Source organism: Lactiplantibacillus sp. 7.2.4 (assembly GCF_018991185.1).
GTDB classification, from domain to species: Bacteria; Bacillota; Bacilli; order Lactobacillales; family Lactobacillaceae; genus Lactiplantibacillus; species Lactiplantibacillus pentosus.
The window spans coordinates 24,366-43,207 of record NZ_JAGYGS010000022.1 but is presented as its reverse complement, the minus strand read 5'-3'; the positions used below and the strand labels follow the sequence as shown (position 1 = coordinate 43,207).

Genomic DNA, 18,842 nt, shown 5'->3' with positions numbered 1-18,842 from the left:
TATTCTAAGCCGGAAGCAACCCACTTCCGACTTAGAATAATTTGGCTACTGAGCATTGTCCGCCAGTCCCTCCAGTCGGGAAGCCGTTCGAATGGCGGATGAACGACCATCTATCTTGGTACAATTGGCCACTGAATTTTGGGAGGCTGCTCCTTCACACAAACTATGAGCCAGTATCTCGCGATTGGCGATTGGATGTAGAATTTCAATGTCAGATGACCTAGACACTACTGAATAATTCCATTTAATAGGCCCCCTAGAGGCGGATGACAGACTCATCGTTTGTTAAAAATCAAGGCTTATACACTTTGAATACATGTCGAGTAGTGTCTAGAAATTCAACGGCCCCGTACACCATGAGAATTACGAAGATAACCTAAGCTTTCAATCAAACCTAACCACAAAGTTAGATAACAGACTATCAGTCGACTAAGAATCAAAGACCAGTTTTTCAAAAATTGAGTCCGCACATGTTCGCCTTTCGAATACCATCCCGGCTGGAAGGCGTTCTGGGCAAGGCCCAGTGGTGAAATTTCACTTACCAAGTGTTTTGTGCTTGGTTAGTGAAAGACCAGTATTTAAGACGTGGGTTTCGGCTTAAATCTGTGTCCACCACGTTCCGGCCATTGCCCAGAATGCCTGGAAGCCGGCCTAGGACGCAACTACCACAGAAAGTTTACACTAACTCGCCCTATTTCCAGCGCCCTAAGCTGGCCTGCCGTTGACTTTGAACTAGTACCACTCGCCAAGTTTTGAACAAAAAAAGCACGGTCTGACTTTAGTCGCACCGTGCTTCTCAATTTAACTAGATTAATGGCAAGTCACTAAGTTTAGCTACGACGACCGCCACGGCCACCGCGTTTACCTTCCGTATTACGCTTTAAGGTCGCTAATCGATCCTCGCTGTCTTTTAAGAAACCAGACATCAATGAGTCAAAGTCTTGCTTCTTAGGTTCATGTTGCCGTGATTGGTAACGGCCACCGCCATTGCCGCCGCGGCTATGAAAATTATTGCTGTGTTCACGATGATTACCATTGGATTGGCGTTCGCCACGGCCATGGTTATTGCCTTGATGATTATTATTTGGACGGCCACCACCTTGATGATTGCCATGATGTTCATGTTCACCCTGTGGCTTGTCGACAGCTTTACGAATTGATAAGCCAATCTTACCGTCGTCACCGACTGATAAGACCTTGACCGTCACTTCATCGCCAACACTCAAAACGTCATGGATGTCCTTCACGAACCCATCGGAAACTTCACTGATGTGTACCAGCCCCGTTTGATTATTACCCAAGTTTACAAATGCACCAAAATTCGTAATCCCAGATACCTTACCAGTGACTTTTGTTCCTACTTCAATTGCCATAAAAAAAGTTGTTCCTCCTATGAAATAATGGTTTTAGTATAGCATACTTTGTGAAATGTTGAGTTATACATTTAAACAATTATTAAAAAGTGGTCTACCTACATAAAGTAGACCAAATTCCCGACTAGTTGGCAGTTACATCCGCAGCGCTGTCATTTGGTAAACTGTAGACCGTTTCGCCACTCTTCGTATAATCATACTTTGAACGTAATAACTTTTGTAAGTAATCCTTATTATTCAGCTGTTTGATCTGACCTTCGAGTTGGTCATTTCGCTGCTGCACCTTTTTTAATTTAACTTGACTGGTCGCAACTTGGCGGTTCATCTGGTGCAGATTAGACCGCGTATTAATTAACTGAAAGCCTAAAAATAATATCAACGCGCCGAACACCGCAACAATCAAAACAAACCGTCGCCGTCGCACCTGTGAGACTCGCTGGGCTTGCCCATGCTCATTAGTTGCAACTTGGCGGATGTAATCATTATCTAACTGTTTGATTTTATCCCGTGACCCATTCGTCATGTTGGTCCAGTCCTTTCAAATTGGGTTGCCTAAATTATAACAACTTCACCGGCTGGTGTAAACGACATCATTACGATTAAATCAACGCTTACGACCATTTCAATGAACGGATGCCCGCAATTAATCGCTGAATGGTTGCCGATAATCCGTTTTATAATCTTCACTGACAATATCATACATTAATTCAGCGTCATTTTTCTTGGTCGTTTCCAATAATTGCGTCACTTTGACCGTTAATGTCTTATTACCAAAGCTAATGACCAGTTCATCGCCAACACTGACGTTGCTGGATGACTTGGCGACTTTGCCGTTGATTTGAATCCGGCCCTTATCCGCAATTTCTTTGGCGACCGAACGCCGTTTAATAATCCGTGATACTTTTAAAAATTTATCTAACCGCATACTCATGAATGATGTTCCTTTCCTTTTACAACGGCCTTAATTAGCCGTTTTCCGTATGGTAAGACTAACCACTCGCGAATCGTGAATAATCGGGCGTAGATTGCGCCGACTAGGAAGACGATCACGCCGAGCACGACCCCGACGACCGTCACGATTCCCGCCATTCCACGCGTATTTGCGAGGACCGGGTTGACGAGCGCGGTCATCTGATGGCTGGTGAGAATCACCACAATGCCCATCACCGCACTGATGGCGAGTAGTTTAATCAAATAACCACTCTCTAATAACACTTGCTGTAAATCTTCGGGTGACCCGAGCCACATCACCGCAAACATCACGGCGAGGCTGAGCACAGTCACCGCACTGGCCCCGTTAATGCCGTAGTGAACGACAAAGACGTAATTGGCGAACACCTTGGTTGCCAGACCAGCTATGATGCCAATAATCATGGCGGTATACTGGTTTAAACTTTGCAGAACGCTCGTATACGTCGTGATGAGGGCGGCAAACAAAATACTAATAATATAAATTCTCAGCGCGGTGGTCCCTTCTAGTGAGCCAAATAATAATCGGTTGATTTGCGGCATCAAGGCAATTAAGCCGACAGTTGCCGCCATCGATAAGGCCAAACTCACGTGGACCATCGCCTGAGTCTGCCGTTTAAATTCAATGGGTTGACGTTTGGCGAGTGCATCCGTCAGTGCCGGTAATAAAGTGGCCGAAAAGGCAGTCGCCACGACCAACCCGAGTTGAACTAACGGTTGGCCTCGGTCATAGACCCCTTTCAAGGCTTTGGCGACGTCTGGTAACTGGCCCTGACGAACGAGTCCACGCATCACCGTGAACGAATCCACGAGCTGTAGCAAGATTACGACGGCCGCGACCAGACACAACGTCCCACCCTCGACGATAAACCGTTTAGTCAGCTTACGGTAGCTCGGCAACGGCCGGGTTGCGGCGGGCGCGGGTGCCAACAAGTACTTTAACCCAAAAGTCGTAAAAATCAGTGAGGAACAAATTGCCGCAATCGGCGCAGAGCTCATCGCCCACGTGCCCATGTGGTAATTGTCCCAACCAAGCCGGACACTGAAGTAGGCTGCCATAATAATGATGCCGACCCGAACGACCTGCTCAATCAACTGGGAGACAGCGGTCGGACCCATCAAAAACTTGCCTTGATAGTAGCCACGCCCCGTCGCCAGCCACGGCATAAAGATAAACATCCACGCGACCGCACTAATGATCGGCGCCAAACTGGCATCGCCCATATGGACCGCAATCCAAGTCGCCCCTAGCTGAAGGCCAAAGAAGACGATCAACGACAGTCCCGTCAAAATATGGAAGGCCCGCCGCGCAATCAGCGACTTACTGGTCTCATCCGGCTGCTCCGCCACTAACTTTGAAATGAAATTTGGAAACCCATTTAACGCAAAGGTCATGCCAATGCCGTACAAGGGGTAAATTTGTTGATAAACGTAAAATCCCGTATTACCAACCATGTTCTGTAATGGAATTCGGTATACCGCGCTCAGTATCTTAGCGACTAATGATGATATCGATAAGATGAGTGCGCCTTTGAACATGGTGTTCAAGTGATCCTTTGGCATAACCAATCCCTTCTACCGAGCGACTCGGTGCTTAAATCTAACCGACTGACTGAATTTCCCAGTCAAATGTGCCGACCAGCCTGACTACGACGCGGTTGTACGACGCGCCACACTGGAAGCCAGAATTTGCTCACGATCTTAACAGTCAGTGACAACTTTTAACCAGCCATCCGTTGCGGGCCACCGGCTAAAAGGTGCTTTAAGCCATGCGACTTAGGACGCACTGGCCACGTCGTCTTCTGCCAAGATCAAACTGAGCTGTTCGACAAACTGGGTTAACTGTTCGAGCCATTCATCCTGTTGCATCTTCGGTTGAATGACTAATTTAACCTTCATTTTATCATCATCAATTCCAACTGTCGCTTTTAATTTGGTTTTTGCTAAGGCCTTAAAAATATCTTTAGTATCTAGCTTAGCGGTGCCTTGTTGCGACAACGTCAACTGTAAGTCGCTGTCTTCACGTTGAATCTTTTCAATCAGCGCATCATCGGCTAACATTTTCAGCTTGCCGACTGCCAACAGTCCCGCTACTTCAACCGGATAGTCGCCAAAGCGATCCATCAAATCATCCTGGACTTCCAAGTACTGATCGTTATTTTCCAACTGCCGAATCCGCTTGTAAATCTCAATCTTCTGCCGTTCGTCTTCAATATAGGACGTTGGCAAGTAAGCCTCGATGCCCAATTCGACGGTCGCATCCGTCTTGACTTTCGTAGCCTGCCCGCGTTTCTTAGCCACCGCTTCCGACAGCATCTGCGTATAGAGGTCATACCCGACTGAGTCGATGAAACCGTGCTGTTGCTTACCTAGTAAGTTCCCAGCGCCCCGAATCGAGAGGTCGCGCATCGCGATTTTGAAACCAGAACCCAGTTCCGTGAAGTCCTTGATGGCTTGTAGCCGCTTTTCACCAACTTCCGTCAAAACTTTGTCCTGTTGATAGGTAAAGTAAGCATACGCGACCCGACTACTACGGCCGATCCGTCCCCGCAATTGGTACAGCTGTGACAAGCCCATCCGGTCCGCATTCTCCACAAACAAGGTGTTGACATTTGGAATATCGACCCCGGTCTCGATGATGGTCGTCGTCACGAGCACATCGTATTCGCCACGAATGAAGTCATAGAGAATTCCTTCCAACTGTGACTCGGGCATTTGGCCGTCAATATGCGCCACGGCAGCGTCCGGCACTAAGTCCTTGATCTGCGCCACGACTTTATCAATATCGTGCACACGATTATGCAAGTAAAAGACTTGACCGTTACGCTGCATCTCACGCTCGATGCCTTCCTTGATGACGCCAAAATTCTGGGCCATGACGTACGTCTGAATCGGATAACGGTTCGTCGGTGGCGTCTCAATCACTGACAAGTCCCGCACACCCAGCATTGACATGTGCAGCGTTCGTGGAATCGGTGTCGCGGTCAATGTCAGCACATCGACACTGGCCTTCAATGATTTCAACCGTTCCTTATGCTTCACACCAAACCGTTGCTCTTCATCAATAATCAGTAGACCGAGGTCGGCAAACGCGACGTCCTTTGATAACAGACGGTGCGTCCCGACGACGATGTCCAACTCACCATTCTTGAGTTGTTGGACCGTCTCCTTCATTTCCTTAGAAGTCCGGAAACGTGACAGCATGCCAACGTTGATTGGATAACCTTCAAAGCGATTAAGCATCGTTTCGTAATGTTGTTGGGCCAGAATCGTGGTCGGCACCAGGAAGGCGACTTGTTTACCGGCTTCAATCGCCTTAAACGCCGCCCGCAAGGCAACTTCCGTCTTCCCATAACCAACGTCACCAACTAGCAAACGGTCCATTGGTTTCGGCCGTTCCATATCATGCTTGATTTCGTTGATACTCCGCAATTGGTCCGGAGTTTCAGGATATGGAAAATCATTGTCAAAGTCTTCTTGGTAACTGTCATCGGGTGGAAAGGCATAGCCCTTCTCCGCTTCACGTTTGGCATACAAGTCCACGAGTTCATCCGCAATGTCCTCAATCTTGGCCGCAACTTTACGCTTGGCTTTCGTCCACTCGGTCCCGCCTAACTTGTTGATCTTAGGCGTCTTAGATTCGGATGAGACGTACTTCTGGACCAAGTTCAGTTGTGTGACCGGAATAAAGATTTTGGCGTTATTTTGGTACGCGATCGTGATATAGTCCTGATGCACGCCGTCAACTTCCAGCGTTTCCATGCCGACGTACTTCCCAATCCCGTGGTTGACGTGGACGACATAGTCTCCCGGCTTCAAGTCGGTATAACTCTTCAGCCGTTCCGCGTTGGCCAAGGTCTGGCGCCGCGGCCGCTTCTTAGCGACTTTCTTGAACATTTCCTGTTCAGTAACGATCACCAGTTTGCCATCCGGGAATTCAAACCCGTTCTGCAGGCTGCCCTGAACGATCTGGACTTCCCCTGGTTGCAAATTGGTCGCCTTAGTCATCACCGCCTCGATTTCAAAATCATCGAGGGTATCACTGACTTTGGTCAGGCGTTCGGCTTCCGACACCATCAAAACGACCGTCTGCTGTAACTTATGCCAGCGGTCCAATTCAGTCTTCAAGGCCGGCAATTGCCCGAAGAATTCTTGCATCGGCCGAGTCCGCACGTTGGTCACTTGCGCCAACCGAACGTTCCCGATGCCCTTTTGGAAGAGCGAGATCAGTAATTGCGCATGGGCGTCATCCCGCAACAAATCCCGAATGTCATTGCCGTAACTGGCCGTTGCCAGTACCCGATGATGGGCAAGCTGGTCGGTGACCCAGTCAGCTTCTTGGGTCAAAAGTTGTTGTTCATTATCTAGGAGTCGCGAGTATTCTTCAAAAATCACCAGCCCGTTTTCAGCCACGTAGTCTAAAATGCTGGTCTTGCTGTCATATAAATAATCACCGTACAATAACAAATCATTGCCGATAATTCCTTTTTGCATATCTGCCAAGGGTTGTGCCAAGTTGTCCGCTAAAGTCTGACGATCAGCTGGCTTGAGCTTCTTGCTCTCCGTTGCCATCGCGGCCTTTAACCGCTCAGCCCCGGCCGTCATCATGTCGTCGGTCAAAATAAAATCGGTCGCTGGCAAGACGGTATACGCATCGAGTGATTCCACTGAACGTTGGGTCTCCGGGTCAAAATACTTCAAGGTATCAATCTCAGTATCGAAGAAGTCTAACCGCAATGGGTAATCCGCGTCGAGCGGGTAGATGTCCACGATTGAGCCCCGGACCGCATAGTCACCTGGCCGTGCGACCAACTTTTCTTTGACGTAGCCCATCTCATGTAATTGATGTTGGAGCACTTCTAGATCAATATCCTTGCCAACTGCTAAGGATAACGTCGCTGCTTTGAACTGTTCGACTGGTGGCAAAAACCGGCGAGCACCCGCAACGGAAGTCACAACTACTGCCGGCTGCGGACTGAGTAAGGCGTTGAGTGCCTCGACCCGTTGTGCCCGTGATTCTGGTGAACTAGTCGCCACCTCGGTCGCAATCATCTCTTCTGCCGGGAACAGATAGACTTGGTCTTCATCTAATAGACTGGTCAAATCATCCACTAACTGACTGGCATGAAAACCGTTGTCAGTCACGATCAATAATGAATGCGTTAATTGATGAAATAGCGCACTTAAATAAACCGTTCTCGCCGAACCGTTTAATCCTGTAATCAATTGACGACTGTGCGGACTGATTGCCGCTAAAATCGTTTGAAAGTCGGGCGTTTGCTCAACAATCGTCTCAATATCCATACTGTGTTTCCTCCCGGGCTAGTTATACTGATTCATAACTGCCGCAAAATCATCGTTTGCTAACCACGCTTCGATTGCCGCCAAAGCGGTCGTCTTCGCATCTTCAAACTGGGCCACTTCCGCCGGTTTAAATTTGCCGAGCACGTAATCGACCACCGACATCTTTTGCGGATGGTCAATGCCGACCTTGACGCGTTTGAAATGCTGGTCACCGACATGGCTGATAATACTCTTAATGCCATTGTGACCGCCCGCGGAGCCCTTTTGCTTCAACCGGACCTTACCGAGTGGCAGATCTAAGTCGTCGTGAATCACCAGCAGATCTGCCGGCTCGATATTGTAGTAACTCATCAGTGGGCCGACCGCCCGACCCGAATCGTTCATATAAGTCGACGGTTTGACCAGCAAAATCTTCTCACCATTCTGAAATGCAGTCGCCACTTGGGCTTCAAACTTACTCGTCTGAAAATCAGCGTTCAACTTAGCCGCTAATTCATCAATTATCATAAAGCCGACATTGTGCCGTGTCTGGGCGTACTGGCGCCCGATATTACCTAATCCAACGATCATTTTCATTACGTTTATCTACTCCCATTACTTGGCCTACCAAAACAGGCCGAACCGGTTATCCACCGATTCGGCAACTTAGCGTGGACCAGCCAGGCTCGTCACACGCACACCGCACCAATTTGGCTGGGGCGGTGCTCAAAAGTTAGCGTTTATTAAGTGCAGTAAGTATACCACAAAGCGCTTGTTGACGCCCGTCAAAGGATTTCGGCAAGATTGCTAACAATCACATGAGAAGCATGTTCAATTCCACACTTGGCTAGCGCAAATATGTTACAATATAACCGTAAAACTAAATTTTCATTATGAGAGGATGATTTATTTTGTCAAGCATGCCAAATCATCAAAAAGTTGTGTTAGTCGGCGACGGCGCTGTTGGTTCTAGTTACGCTTTTGCCATGGCACAACAAGGAATTGCTGAAGAATTTGTAATTGTCGATGTTGTTAAGGATCGGACAAAGGGTGACGCCCTTGATCTTGAAGACGCCCAAGCTTTCACCGCTCCCAAGAAGATTTACTCCGGCGAATATTCTGATTGCAAGGACGCCGATTTAGTTGTGATTACCGCTGGTGCCCCACAAAAGCCTGGCGAATCACGTTTAGACTTAGTTAACAAGAACTTGAACATTTTATCATCAATCGTAAAACCAGTGGTCGACTCCGGCTTCGACGGCATCTTCTTAGTTGCTGCTAACCCAGTTGACATCCTGACTTACGCGACTTGGAAATTCTCTGGTTTCCCAAAGGAACGCGTCATTGGTTCCGGGACTTCCTTAGATTCTTCACGTCTACGGGTTGCATTAGGCAAGCAATTCAATGTCGACCCTCGCTCCGTTGATGCTTACATCATGGGTGAACACGGTGACTCTGAATTCGCCGCTTACTCAACTGCCACTATCGGGACTCGTCCTGTACGCGACGTTGCTAAGGAACAAGGCGTTTCTGACGACGACTTAGCTAAGTTGGAAGATGGCGTTCGGAACAAAGCTTACGACATCATCAACTTAAAGGGTGCAACCTTCTACGGTATCGGGACTGCTTTAATGCGGATCTCAAAGGCCATCTTACGTGATGAAAATGCCGTCTTACCAGTTGGCGCCTACATGGACGGCCAATATGGTTTGAATGACATCTACATCGGGACACCAGCAATCATCGGTGGGACTGGTTTGAAGCAAATCATCGAATCCCCACTTTCAGCTGATGAACTGAAGAAGATGCAAGATTCTGCCGCTACTTTGAAAAAAGTGCTTAACGACGGTTTAGCAGAATTAGAAAACAAATAATCCGAATTAATTAAGCTTACATGCGCACGCTCAACTGACCACTCGCTGGCCTGAGCGTGCGCTTTTTATTTGCTCACATCAAGTTGGAACATGACTGGTCACGCGTTGTGGGCGTATTCATGACAGTTCTTAAGTTCAAAGGCAGCCAGCTGAGACCCGCTGGAAACAGTGCGAGTTCGCGTAAACTTTCTGTTGTAGCTGCGTCCTATTCCGGCTTCCAGGCATTCTGTGCAATGGCCGGAACGTGGTGGACACAGATTTAAGCCGACAGCCCACGTCTTAAATACTGGTCTTTCACTAACCAAGCACAAAACGCTTGCTAAGTGAAATTTCACCACTGGGCCTTGCTCAGAATACCTTCCAGCCGGGATGGTATTCGAAAGGCGGACACGTGCGGACTCAACTTTTCGTTGGACTAGTCGTTGGTACCTTGGTACACGGTCATTTTTATATTCAACTGTCAGACCGGTTTCTAACAATCACTAAACTTCCTTACCCATGATTTAATGCTTCGGTCGCGCGGCTCCACTGAAATTGCTGGAATTTTCTTGAGTTACCTGAAACAACAAGATCTTGAATCCTGAGCGCAGGCAATTTTATCGACTAGTTTTAAGATTTGTTGTCATTGAAATTTGTGGTATATGAGATAAGTGATTAATATTCAGGTCATCTTCTCAGTGATTAGATGCCATAAATTATCATCCATGCTGATTCAAAAAGTTTGCCTGAAGGACTAGATACTTAACATTCAATGGTCAATTGCACCCAGATAGGTGGTCGTTCATCCGCCATTCGAGTGGCTTCCCGACTGGAGGGGCTGGCTGACAATGCTCAAGGGCGAAGTTCTTCTTGTCCGGGCGGGTTTCCCGGGCTAGAAGAAGACTCGTATTTGAAATTGCGCAGTGGTTTTCTGCGTGAGTTCAAATCGATGTCCGCCCTGTTCCAGCGTTGTCAGCCGGCCCCGGAAGTCGGACTAGGAAGCGCATCGGCTGACGAACAGGAATCCATCAACTGGCACGATTTAATCATCCTTAATATTAAAGAATAGCTCAACGCGTGACTGACCGTTAATCGTTAAATAGGCAAATATTAACGCGCGTACCACGGATTTAACAATTTCTTATCACGATTCCCGGCCTTGACGTTTGCACTCGCGCCACTTCTGTTATAAGGTGAGTTTATTACAAATAGATGGAGGACCAACCTAATTATGAAACATAAACGCGGGCTAATCGTCGGGGGCAGCATCCTCGGTCTTTTAGTCATCGGGTACGTTGTCACCAGTCTGGTCTGGCAACACCAACAAACGTTCCTCACGAATACTTCGGTAGCCGGCGTCGACGTCAGCGGTAAGACCGTAGCGCAAGCCGCACCCAAGGTCAATCGGGCCTTAGAACACCGAACCTATCGGATTATTGAAAATGGCAAAACACAATATCACTTTACAAGCAAGTCTGCGGGCATCACGATCAATACCAAAAAAGATTTGACCAAGCTGGTCGCCAAGCAAAATTATTGGCGCTGGCCACTCGCCCTCTTACAATCAGCGCAAGCCGCTGACTCAGCCGCGGTCGGACAACTGACGATCAAGTACAGTGATTTGAACGCACTCCTGCAAAAAATCACGACGACTGCTAATCAAACCAAACGAACCAAGACTGAGAACGCCAAGTTAGTTTATAAAAATAACCAAGTGGTGATTCAAAAAGAAGTGCAAGGGACCGAGCTTGACCAAGCCAAGCTGAAGGCCGTTGTGACCAAGGCTATCAGTAATGGGCAGTCCCAAATTGCACTGAAAAAGGCCTACGTCACGCCAACGGTAACTAGCACAAGTGCCAGTTTGAAAACCGCCAAGACCAAATCGGCTAAATACGCGAGTGAAACGGCGACCTATAATATCAACGGTCACAAGTTCACGATTCCGCACGACTTGATTCTTAGCTGGATCAAAGTCGATAAACAGGGCAAGGTCAGCCTCGACCAGAGCGCCGTCTTGGCCTACGTCAAAAAACTCAATGATAAGTATCATACCTATCACACCACGCGGAAGTTCAAGAGTACTGCCCGCGGCACGGTCACGGTCAGCGGTGGTTTCTACGGTTGGACGATCAAAACTGAGTCCGAAGCCAAGGCATTAGCGGCTGAGATTCTAAAAGGTAAAGACTTCACCCGCTCGCCAATCACTAGTGGTTCCGGCTATAACAACAACGGGACCGACATTGGCAACACGTACGTCGAAGTCGATAAAGTCAACCAGCACATGTACGTCTACGTTGACGGCAAGCTCAAAGTTTCGACCGACGTTGTCACTGGGAAACCAGGCAAGCACGCCACAACGACTGGTGTCTGGTATATCTGGAACAAGGAAAAGAACGCGACGTTGAAGGGTGACAATGATGATGGCTCAAGCTATTCACAGCCTGTCTCCTACTGGATGCCATTTGATGACACTGGTGAAGGCATTCATGATTCATCCTGGCAAACCCATTACGGTGGCACTTGGTACAAGAAGCACGGGTCGCACGGTTGTGTGAACACCCCACCTTCCGTCATGAAGAAAGTCTTCGCGGCTGTTCCTGAAGGTACGCCTGTGATTGTTTTCTAATTTAAATTTAATTTAAAGAAGCCGGCCTGACAACGTTCAGGCCGGCTTTTGGCGCCCATTTTTACGGCTTACAGTTGCAGAATGATACCAGTTTGCGGCGGTTTTATGGTATTATTTATTAAAACAAACTAATAAATCTGGGGGACCAACTGCTATGCTATTAAAAACACTCGTTAAGCCTAAAGAACGCCTCGTCACGATCACGGCTGACGCAACTTTAGAAGACGCCTTAAAAGTCTTGGAAGATTCCGGCTTCCGCTGTGTGCCGATCTTAGACGAAACCGGCCATATTTTCCGCGGTAACATTTACAAAATGCATATCTACCGCCACAAGTCACGGGGTGGCGACATGTCACTTCCCGTCACGACCTTACTGAAAAACGCGACTAAGACGATTCAAGTCGATTCAGCGTTTTACAACATCTTCTTCTCCATCAAAGATTTGCCATACATCGCCGTCCTCGATGAACACGGCTACTTTTATGGCATCTTGACGCATACACGCCTGCTGGATATGCTGTCACAATCTTGGAACGTCAACGTTGGCAGTTACGTCCTCACCGTTGTCTCCGTTGGTGAACGTGGTGACTTAGCCGCCATGGCAAAAATCATCACCAAATATACGTCAATCGCCGGCTGTTTGACCTTGGACGTTCAAAATGGCACCTTGGGCTACCGGACCCTCTTCACCCTGCCAGAAAACGTCGACAGTGAAAAGCTCAAACGCATCATCGATAACTTGAACCGCAAACAATTCAAAGTTATCGAAGTTGAAGACTTACAAGCTGAATAGTCAGTATGCTTTGGCAGCCGCATTAAGAATTGAATTCTTGATGCGGCTTTTTTTTGCTGAAATGCTGGGTCAGATGTCCTGTTCGTCAGCCGATGGGCGCCTTATTCCGACTTCCGGGGCTGGCTGACAACGCTGGAACAGGGCGGACATCGATTTGAACTCACGCAGAAGATCACTGCGCAATTTCAAATACGAGTCTTCTTCTAGCCCGGGAAATTCGCCCGGACAAGAAGAATTTCGCCCTTGAGCATTGTCCGCCAGCCCCTCCAGTCGGGAACCCACTCGAATGGCGGATGAACGGCCACCTATCTGGGTACAATTGACCACTGAATATTAAGTGACTGGTCCTTCAAGTAAACTTTCAATTGACCTCAATAATGCTTTATCAGACTTAATCACTAAAAAATCGGTTGAATTTTATTCGCAAAATTCAACGGACATTAGTCTTGAATTTAGTCGATAAAATTACCTTCGTTTATAATTTGAGACTTTACTATCTCAAACGACTAAGGAAAGTTCTGACAAATTCAGTGAAACTGCTGATTCGAAAAGTTAAAACATGGGTTAGGAAGCATAGCTATCATTAGAAACCAGTCTGACAGTTAAATGTCAAAATGACCTTGGACTATGAATCAACGACTAATCCAACAAAAAGTTGAGTCCGCACACGTCCGCCTTTCGAATAGGATCCCGGCTGGAAGGTGTTCGGGGCAAGGCCAAGTGGTGAAATTCCACTTAGCAAGCGTTCTTTGCTTGGTTAGTGGAAGGTCAGTGTTTGAGACGTGGTTTGTCGGCTCAAACCTGTACCCACCACGTCACGGCTATGGCCCAGAATGCCTGGAAGTCGGCTTAGGACGTCACCACCACTGCAAGTTTACGCTAACTCGCACTGTTTCCAGCGGGTCACAGTTGGCCGCTTTTGACTTTGATTTCGACGTTGCCTTTGCTCCAATCCTCAATCCAACTCAAAAAGACCGTTACAATCACCGACATGAATCGGTATTGTAACGGTCTTTTAGGTCATCTAGACACGAGTTAACCTATTGGATCCGGTCACTAAAGTGTAAGATGCGATCTAAGCTATACATAATTGGTGCGGTAATACTCATGATAATTAATTCGGATAATGCGGTCGTAAGGTACGTTGGCCAGAATGCGACGCCGCTGCTCATCATGGTGATCATGATGGCAATCATGAACATCGAGACGGTGAAGAGGAAGATGTTCAGTAACATCCGCTGCCACACCGTCTTCAACTTAGGCGCGAGCCAAGTCAAAATCAGTAAGGCCAGTAAGGATTGGCCGCCACCGAATAAGACGTTGAGTAGGCTGGCACCTGGGCCAAAGGCGTCGAATAAAATCACCCCGGCAACGATGCCCCAGATATACTTGCGATTGAAGACTGCCAAATGATTCAGGCCTTCTGAGACCCGAAATTGGATGGCACCCGAGGCCAGACTGAAGGCTGCGGGACCGAGACATAGTACGACATACATTGCAGCGACCAGGGCATTAATGATCCATGGTCGAATTTTGGATTGCGTCATCCGCTTGATTCCTCCTAGTTTTTTAACGTGGGATGGTTACGAACCACGTATTGATTATGAAACAAAGCGAATATTATCGTAGCACGCCCTCAGCTTTCCCGCAAGCCAGCTAGGCAAAAATGCTGTCGGGAATAAATAGATCGCCCAAAGTTGCGGCCATGACTGCCTTGATTGCGGGCATTCGGTTGGCGGCCTCCTCGAAGACGACCGATTGCTTGCTTTGGAAGACGTCGTCGGTGATTTCAAACGCCGCAAGCTGGTATTGTTCACCGAGTTTGGCACCGAGATCAGTCTGATGGTCATGGAGTGCTGGTAAACAGTGCATGACGATGGTCGTTGCTTTGCCAGTCGCCGCTAGCAGGTCAGCGTTGATTTGGAATGGCAAGAGTTGTTTGATTCGTGCGCCATAATCGACCTGTTCACCCATGGAGACCCAGACATCCGTATACAAGGCATCCGCTTGGGCCACGGCCTGCTGCGGGTCGGCCGTGATCACGACGGTGCTTCCGGCGGCTTGCGCATACTGTTGTGCTAACGCGGTCACGTGGGCATCCGGCTGGAGTGCTGCGGGTGCGCCGATTGCCATATTGATACCGAGCATGGCACCAGCGACTAACAAACTGTTGGCCATATTATTGCGGCCGTCACCAACGTACGCTAGTGTCAGCCCTTTTAAATGTCCGAAGTGTTCTTTGAGCGTCAAGAAATCGGCTAAAATCTGGGTCGGATGCCAGTCATCCGTTAGACCGTTCCATACCGGTACGCCGCTATATTGCGCTAAGTCCTCGACAGTAGCCTGTTTGAAGCCCCGAAACTCGATGCCGTCATACATTGAGCCGAGCACTTTGGCCGTATCAACGACCGATTCCTTAGTGCCAAACTGAATATCGTTTTTACCGAGAAATTCAGGATGCGCGCCCAAGTCATTGGCTGCGACCGTAAAGGCCGAGCGTGTCCGCGTTGAGGTCTTCTCGAAGAGCAACGCGATATTCTTACCTTGTAAATAAGGGTGCGGAATATGTTGGGCTTTGAGCGCTTTTAAATGGCTCGCAAAATCGATCAGATAGGTCAATTCTGCGGGTGTAAAGTCGATTTCTTTTAAAAATGACTGACCTTGAAAATGATTATTCATGGGTTTAAACCTCCGTCGTTAAAGCTGATAAGACTTGCGTAATCGTGGCAACACCGGCTAATAAGTCGTCGGGTTGCATCACGATCGGTGGCAATAGGCGTAACGTATTATCCCCAGCTGATAACGTCAATAACCCGACTGCTTGTAATTGGGTGATGACCTGGCTGACGGGCAGCTGCTCGTCCAAATGAATCCCGACCATCAAACCTTTACCCGTCAATTGTTTGACGGCTGGTAATGCGGCAACTTGAGTCTCAAGTGCGTGCCACAAGGTTGCGGCGTGGTCACGAACTTCCGCCAACAACTCGGGCGTCAATTGCGTCAAAACACTCTTTGCGGCCGCCATTGCGAGGGCGTTGCCCGCAAAAGTCGAGCCATGGCTACCCGGACCAAACGCACTCGCAAATTGCTTGTGGCCGACCATCGCGCCAACCGGAATCCCGTTTGCTAACCCCTTCGCAACCGTATAAATGTCGGGGTCCAGGCCGTAACCTTCATACGCCATCCGGTAACCGGTCCGGCCGATGCCCGTCTGAACCTCATCGATGATCAGTAAGACGCCGGTTGCCTGACATTTCGCATTAACGTGTTGTAACCAGGCTTGTTCACCCGCGTAGACGCCACCCTCACCTTGGACGACTTCTAGAATGACCGCTGCTAAGTCCGGGGTGATTTGTGCTAGCGCCGCCTCATCGTTGTAAGGGGCAAAACTAATTCCTGGGACCAATGGCGCGTAACCGGCTTGAATATGGGGATTGCCCGTCATCGACATTGCACCATAAGTCCGGCCATGAAAGGAATGTTGGAAGGCTAAAATATTAGTCTTACCCGTATATTTGCGGGCGAGTTTGAGCGCCGCTTCGTTGGCCTCGGTCCCGGAATTGGCAAAATACACCAACCGGTCTTCACCATGGGCCAATAAGCCGGCGACTTGGTCCTGCAAGTCATTTTCATAGAGATTTGACGTATGCCAGATATGCGTCAATTGCTCAGCGACCGCTTGTTGAATCTGGGGTTGATGGTAGCCAAAGTTACAGACCCCGATACCGGCCGTGAAATCTAAGTATGTGTTGCCGTGATTGTCCATCAAGTGAACGCCTTGACCATCTTCAATCACAAATGGGAACCGTTGGTAAGTTGGAAAAACGTGTTGCATGGTCATACGGCCACCTCCTGAATAATTGCTGTACCGGGACGATCAATGGCATTCGTAATGACTGCCTGCTTGACACCGGTCTGAATTGCGGCGATTGCCGCGCGTACTTTGGGTTGCATGCCCGCCGTGATAACGGCCGTTTGAATCAGTCGCTGGGCCTGATGAGGCGAAAGTGACGTCATCAAATTGCCATGGTGCATGATGCCGGGAACATCCGTCAACAAGACTAATTTTTCTGCGTGTAACTGTTGTGCTAGGACCGTCGCCGCCATATCGGCATTAACATTCAACCATTGCTCATTTTCTGTAAGGGCCAGAGGTGCCAAAACGCCAATGTGGTGAGCCAACAGATGACTGAGCTGGTTGTCGTCGACTGCCGTGATGCGGCCAACATACCCCAACTGTTGGTAATCGACGAGTTTCCCCGTCAACAATTGATTATCGGCAGCATTCAGTCCAAGTACTGGTAGTCCATGTTGACTGAGCTGACTCAGCAATGCGGGTTGCGCATCTCCTAACAGCGCTAGTTTGGTCAAATTAAGGGTAGCGGCATCCGTGACGCGTAAGCCGTTGACTTTTTTGACTGGCAGGGCCAATTCATCCGTCAGCTGCGTGATCATTGGGCCGCCGCCATGTACGATCAGTAGTTGATAATCTTGGTCGCGCCAGTGCTGTAGCTGGGTAAAAAACGTCGGTTGTAGTTGGTGGATCGCCTGCCCGCCAATTTTAATTACGATTAACTTTTGCATCATGTGACAGACCTCCGTTTAAGTATGGTAGCTGGCGTTGATTTTGACATAGTTGTAAGTCAGGTCACAGCCCCACGCCTGTCCACTGGCCGTGCCATGGTGCAAATCGACGTCAATCATGATTTGACTGTCATGCAAGGTCCCTTGAACGGCAGCTAGGTCAAAGTCAACCGCTAAACTGTCCTGAACTAGTGGAATCCCATTCATTTCAATATCGACCGTGTCAATGTCAATGTCTGCATCGGTCGCGCCAATCGTACTGATGATCCGGCCCCAGTTCGGGTCTTCGCCAAAGATGGCGGCCTTCACGAGGTTGGAACCCACGATGGCCTTGGCAATCTTTTGACCATCTTCATCCGAGGCCGCGTGGGTCACGTTACATTCGACTAACTTGGTCGCCCCTTCACCGTCCGCCGCAATTTGTTTGGCGAGTTGCCCCAAGACATAATGCAAGGCTTGATTAAAAATGTCATAGTCGGTGGTCCCGGGTTCTAAGCTAGGATTGTCGGCTAACCCGTTGGCCATCGTTACGACCATGTCATTGGTAGAGGTATCGCCATCGACCGTGATTTGGTTAAAGGTCGAATCCACGTTGGTACTTAACATGCTTTGGAGCACGTCGCCATCTACCTGGGCATCGGTCGTGACAAAGCCGAGCATCGTTGCCATCTTCGGATGAATCATCCCGGACCCCTTGGCAAATCCGGTCAGCGTCACTAAATGGCCACTCAATTCACACTGCACACAGACGGTTTTCGGATGTTTATCAGTCGTCAAAACGGCGTAGGTCACGGCATCGCTCTTAGTCGGTGTCAACTGCGGTAAGCCATTTTGGATTTTATCCATCGGTAACTGGGCACCAATCAAGCCGGTCGAGGCCACCCCAATCAAGTCAGGGGCAACGGCTAGTTTATTGGCTAGCCAAGTTTGTTCTTGCAAGGCATTTTGCCAGCCCTGCGCACCAGTACAAGAATTGGCGATGGCGCTGTTCAGTAATAAGCCCTGTAACTGATGATTGTGGTCGATCATCTGCTTGGTCAGCTTAGTAGGTGCCGCCTGAAACTGGTTCGTGGTATACGTTCCAGCCGCACTGGCAGGCACTTTTGAAAACAACCAGCCGAAATCTTTCTTATGCCGACGTAGCCCAATATGAATGCCATCACTGTAAAACCCATTCGGCCACTGAAAAGCGACCGTTTCAAATTTCGTATTCGTTAAAACTTGCATCTGAATAACTTCCTCTCTTATGGAACTACCGGACATGGAAACTACGGGTCATAGAACGACGAGTCCATGCATCCAAGAGTCCTAAAACTAGGGTCATAAAACTAGGGTCATAAAACTAGAGTCATAAAGCGACG

The 18,842-nt window shown here is 48.6% G+C and carries 14 protein-coding genes and 1 riboswitch; of the genes, 3 read left to right on the top strand and 11 right to left on the bottom strand.

Going from position 1 to position 18,842, the window contains the following annotated elements; translation table 11 throughout:
• Window positions 1-830: 830 nt before the first annotated feature.
• From KGF70_RS08790 to pth, 6 genes are all read right to left on the bottom strand, one after another.
• Window positions 831-1,373, bottom strand: a complete 543-nt coding sequence (locus KGF70_RS08790) for a S1 domain-containing RNA-binding protein (protein ID WP_050337695.1) — start codon at window positions 1,371-1,373, stop codon at window positions 831-833.
• Window positions 1,374-1,497: 124 nt separating this feature from the next.
• Window positions 1,498-1,896: a septum formation initiator family protein gene (locus KGF70_RS08785; RefSeq protein ID WP_003637709.1), complete on the bottom strand. Its 399-nt coding sequence runs from the start codon at window positions 1,894-1,896 to the stop codon at window positions 1,498-1,500.
• Window positions 1,897-2,016: 120 nt separating this feature from the next.
• The gene (locus tag KGF70_RS08780) at window positions 2,017-2,298 is read right to left on the bottom strand and encodes an RNA-binding S4 domain-containing protein (RefSeq protein ID WP_031267632.1); all 282 of its coding nucleotides are present in this window, start codon (window positions 2,296-2,298) and stop codon (window positions 2,017-2,019) included.
• A 2-nt stretch (window positions 2,299-2,300) separates the two neighbouring features.
• Window positions 2,301-3,905 carry a polysaccharide biosynthesis protein gene (locus tag KGF70_RS08775; protein ID WP_216768825.1) on the bottom strand — a complete coding sequence of 535 codons (1,605 nt, stop codon included), beginning with the start codon at window positions 3,903-3,905 and terminating at the stop codon, window positions 2,301-2,303.
• Window positions 3,906-4,118: 213 nt separating this feature from the next.
• Entirely contained in the window at window positions 4,119-7,646 is a 3,528-nt protein-coding gene (mfd, locus tag KGF70_RS08770; protein ID WP_105919888.1) for a transcription-repair coupling factor, read from the bottom strand.
• A gap of 18 nt (window positions 7,647-7,664) precedes the next feature.
• The gene (pth, locus tag KGF70_RS08765) at window positions 7,665-8,222 is read right to left on the bottom strand and encodes an aminoacyl-tRNA hydrolase (RefSeq protein ID WP_003637705.1); all 558 of its coding nucleotides are present in this window, start codon (window positions 8,220-8,222) and stop codon (window positions 7,665-7,667) included.
• 314 nt (window positions 8,223-8,536) lie between these two features.
• Here pth and KGF70_RS08760 point away from each other — a divergent pair, with 314 nt between their 5' ends.
• The 3 genes from KGF70_RS08760 to cbpA all read left to right on the top strand — a co-directional run bounded on the left by KGF70_RS08760 (window position 8,537) and on the right by cbpA (window position 12,897).
• Window positions 8,537-9,499: an L-lactate dehydrogenase gene (locus KGF70_RS08760; RefSeq protein ID WP_050337700.1), complete on the top strand. Its 963-nt coding sequence runs from the start codon at window positions 8,537-8,539 to the stop codon at window positions 9,497-9,499.
• 1,210 nt (window positions 9,500-10,709) lie between these two features.
• Window positions 10,710-12,104, top strand: a complete 1,395-nt coding sequence (locus tag KGF70_RS08755) for a peptidoglycan binding domain-containing protein (RefSeq protein ID WP_216768824.1) — start codon at window positions 10,710-10,712, stop codon at window positions 12,102-12,104.
• Between the two features lie 154 nt (window positions 12,105-12,258).
• Complete coding sequence (gene cbpA, locus KGF70_RS08750; RefSeq protein ID WP_003637701.1) at window positions 12,259-12,897, top strand: cyclic di-AMP binding protein CbpA; 639 nt, start codon at window positions 12,259-12,261, stop codon at window positions 12,895-12,897.
• 1,040 nt (window positions 12,898-13,937) lie between these two features.
• On the opposite strand, the gene KGF70_RS08745 is transcribed toward cbpA, so the two are convergent.
• The 5 genes from KGF70_RS08745 to argJ form a co-directional block, all read right to left on the bottom strand.
• Window positions 13,938-14,444, bottom strand: a complete 507-nt coding sequence (locus tag KGF70_RS08745; RefSeq protein WP_003637700.1) for a QueT transporter family protein — start codon at window positions 14,442-14,444, stop codon at window positions 13,938-13,940.
• Between the two features lie 8 nt (window positions 14,445-14,452).
• Window positions 14,453-14,497: riboswitch (PreQ1 riboswitch) on the bottom strand.
• Between the two features lie 56 nt (window positions 14,498-14,553).
• On the bottom strand, window positions 14,554-15,576 hold the full coding sequence (argF, locus tag KGF70_RS08740) for an ornithine carbamoyltransferase (RefSeq protein WP_105921504.1): 1,023 nt from the start codon (window positions 15,574-15,576) through the stop codon (window positions 14,554-14,556).
• A 4-nt stretch (window positions 15,577-15,580) separates the two neighbouring features.
• On the bottom strand, window positions 15,581-16,738 hold the full coding sequence (locus KGF70_RS08735; RefSeq protein WP_216768822.1) for an acetylornithine transaminase: 1,158 nt from the start codon (window positions 16,736-16,738) through the stop codon (window positions 15,581-15,583).
• Window positions 16,735-17,481 carry an acetylglutamate kinase gene (gene argB / locus KGF70_RS08730; RefSeq protein ID WP_216768832.1) on the bottom strand — a complete coding sequence of 249 codons (747 nt, stop codon included), beginning with the start codon at window positions 17,479-17,481 and terminating at the stop codon, window positions 16,735-16,737. Before argB ends, KGF70_RS08735 begins: the two co-directional genes overlap by 4 nt.
• Window positions 17,482-17,499: 18 nt before the next feature.
• Complete coding sequence (gene argJ, locus KGF70_RS08725) at window positions 17,500-18,708, bottom strand: bifunctional glutamate N-acetyltransferase/amino-acid acetyltransferase ArgJ (RefSeq protein WP_105923817.1); 1,209 nt, start codon at window positions 18,706-18,708, stop codon at window positions 17,500-17,502.
• Window positions 18,709-18,842 lie beyond the last annotated feature (134 nt).

Coding starts and splice junctions, on each gene's coding strand:
- KGF70_RS08785 (WP_003637709.1), bottom strand. CDS start 1,896: ATGACGAATGGGTCACGGGATAAAATCAAACAGTTAGATAATGATTAC.
- argJ (WP_105923817.1), bottom strand. CDS start 18,708: ATGCAAGTTTTAACGAATACGAAATTTGAAACGGTCGCTTTTCAGTGG.
- KGF70_RS08790 (WP_050337695.1), bottom strand. CDS start 1,373: ATGGCAATTGAAGTAGGAACAAAAGTCACTGGTAAGGTATCTGGGATT.
- argB (WP_216768832.1), bottom strand. CDS start 17,481: ATGCAAAAGTTAATCGTAATTAAAATTGGCGGGCAGGCGATCCACCAA.
- KGF70_RS08775 (WP_216768825.1), bottom strand. CDS start 3,905: ATGCCAAAGGATCACTTGAACACCATGTTCAAAGGCGCACTCATCTTA.
- KGF70_RS08735 (WP_216768822.1), bottom strand. CDS start 16,738: ATGACCATGCAACACGTTTTTCCAACTTACCAACGGTTCCCATTTGTG.
- argF (WP_105921504.1), bottom strand. CDS start 15,576: ATGAATAATCATTTTCAAGGTCAGTCATTTTTAAAAGAAATCGACTTT.
- mfd (WP_105919888.1), bottom strand. CDS start 7,646: ATGGATATTGAGACGATTGTTGAGCAAACGCCCGACTTTCAAACGATT.
- KGF70_RS08780 (WP_031267632.1), bottom strand. CDS start 2,298: ATGCGGTTAGATAAATTTTTAAAAGTATCACGGATTATTAAACGGCGT.
- KGF70_RS08755 (WP_216768824.1), top strand. CDS start 10,710: ATGAAACATAAACGCGGGCTAATCGTCGGGGGCAGCATCCTCGGTCTT.
- cbpA (WP_003637701.1), top strand. CDS start 12,259: ATGCTATTAAAAACACTCGTTAAGCCTAAAGAACGCCTCGTCACGATC.
- pth (WP_003637705.1), bottom strand. CDS start 8,222: ATGAAAATGATCGTTGGATTAGGTAATATCGGGCGCCAGTACGCCCAG.
- KGF70_RS08745 (WP_003637700.1), bottom strand. CDS start 14,444: ATGACGCAATCCAAAATTCGACCATGGATCATTAATGCCCTGGTCGCT.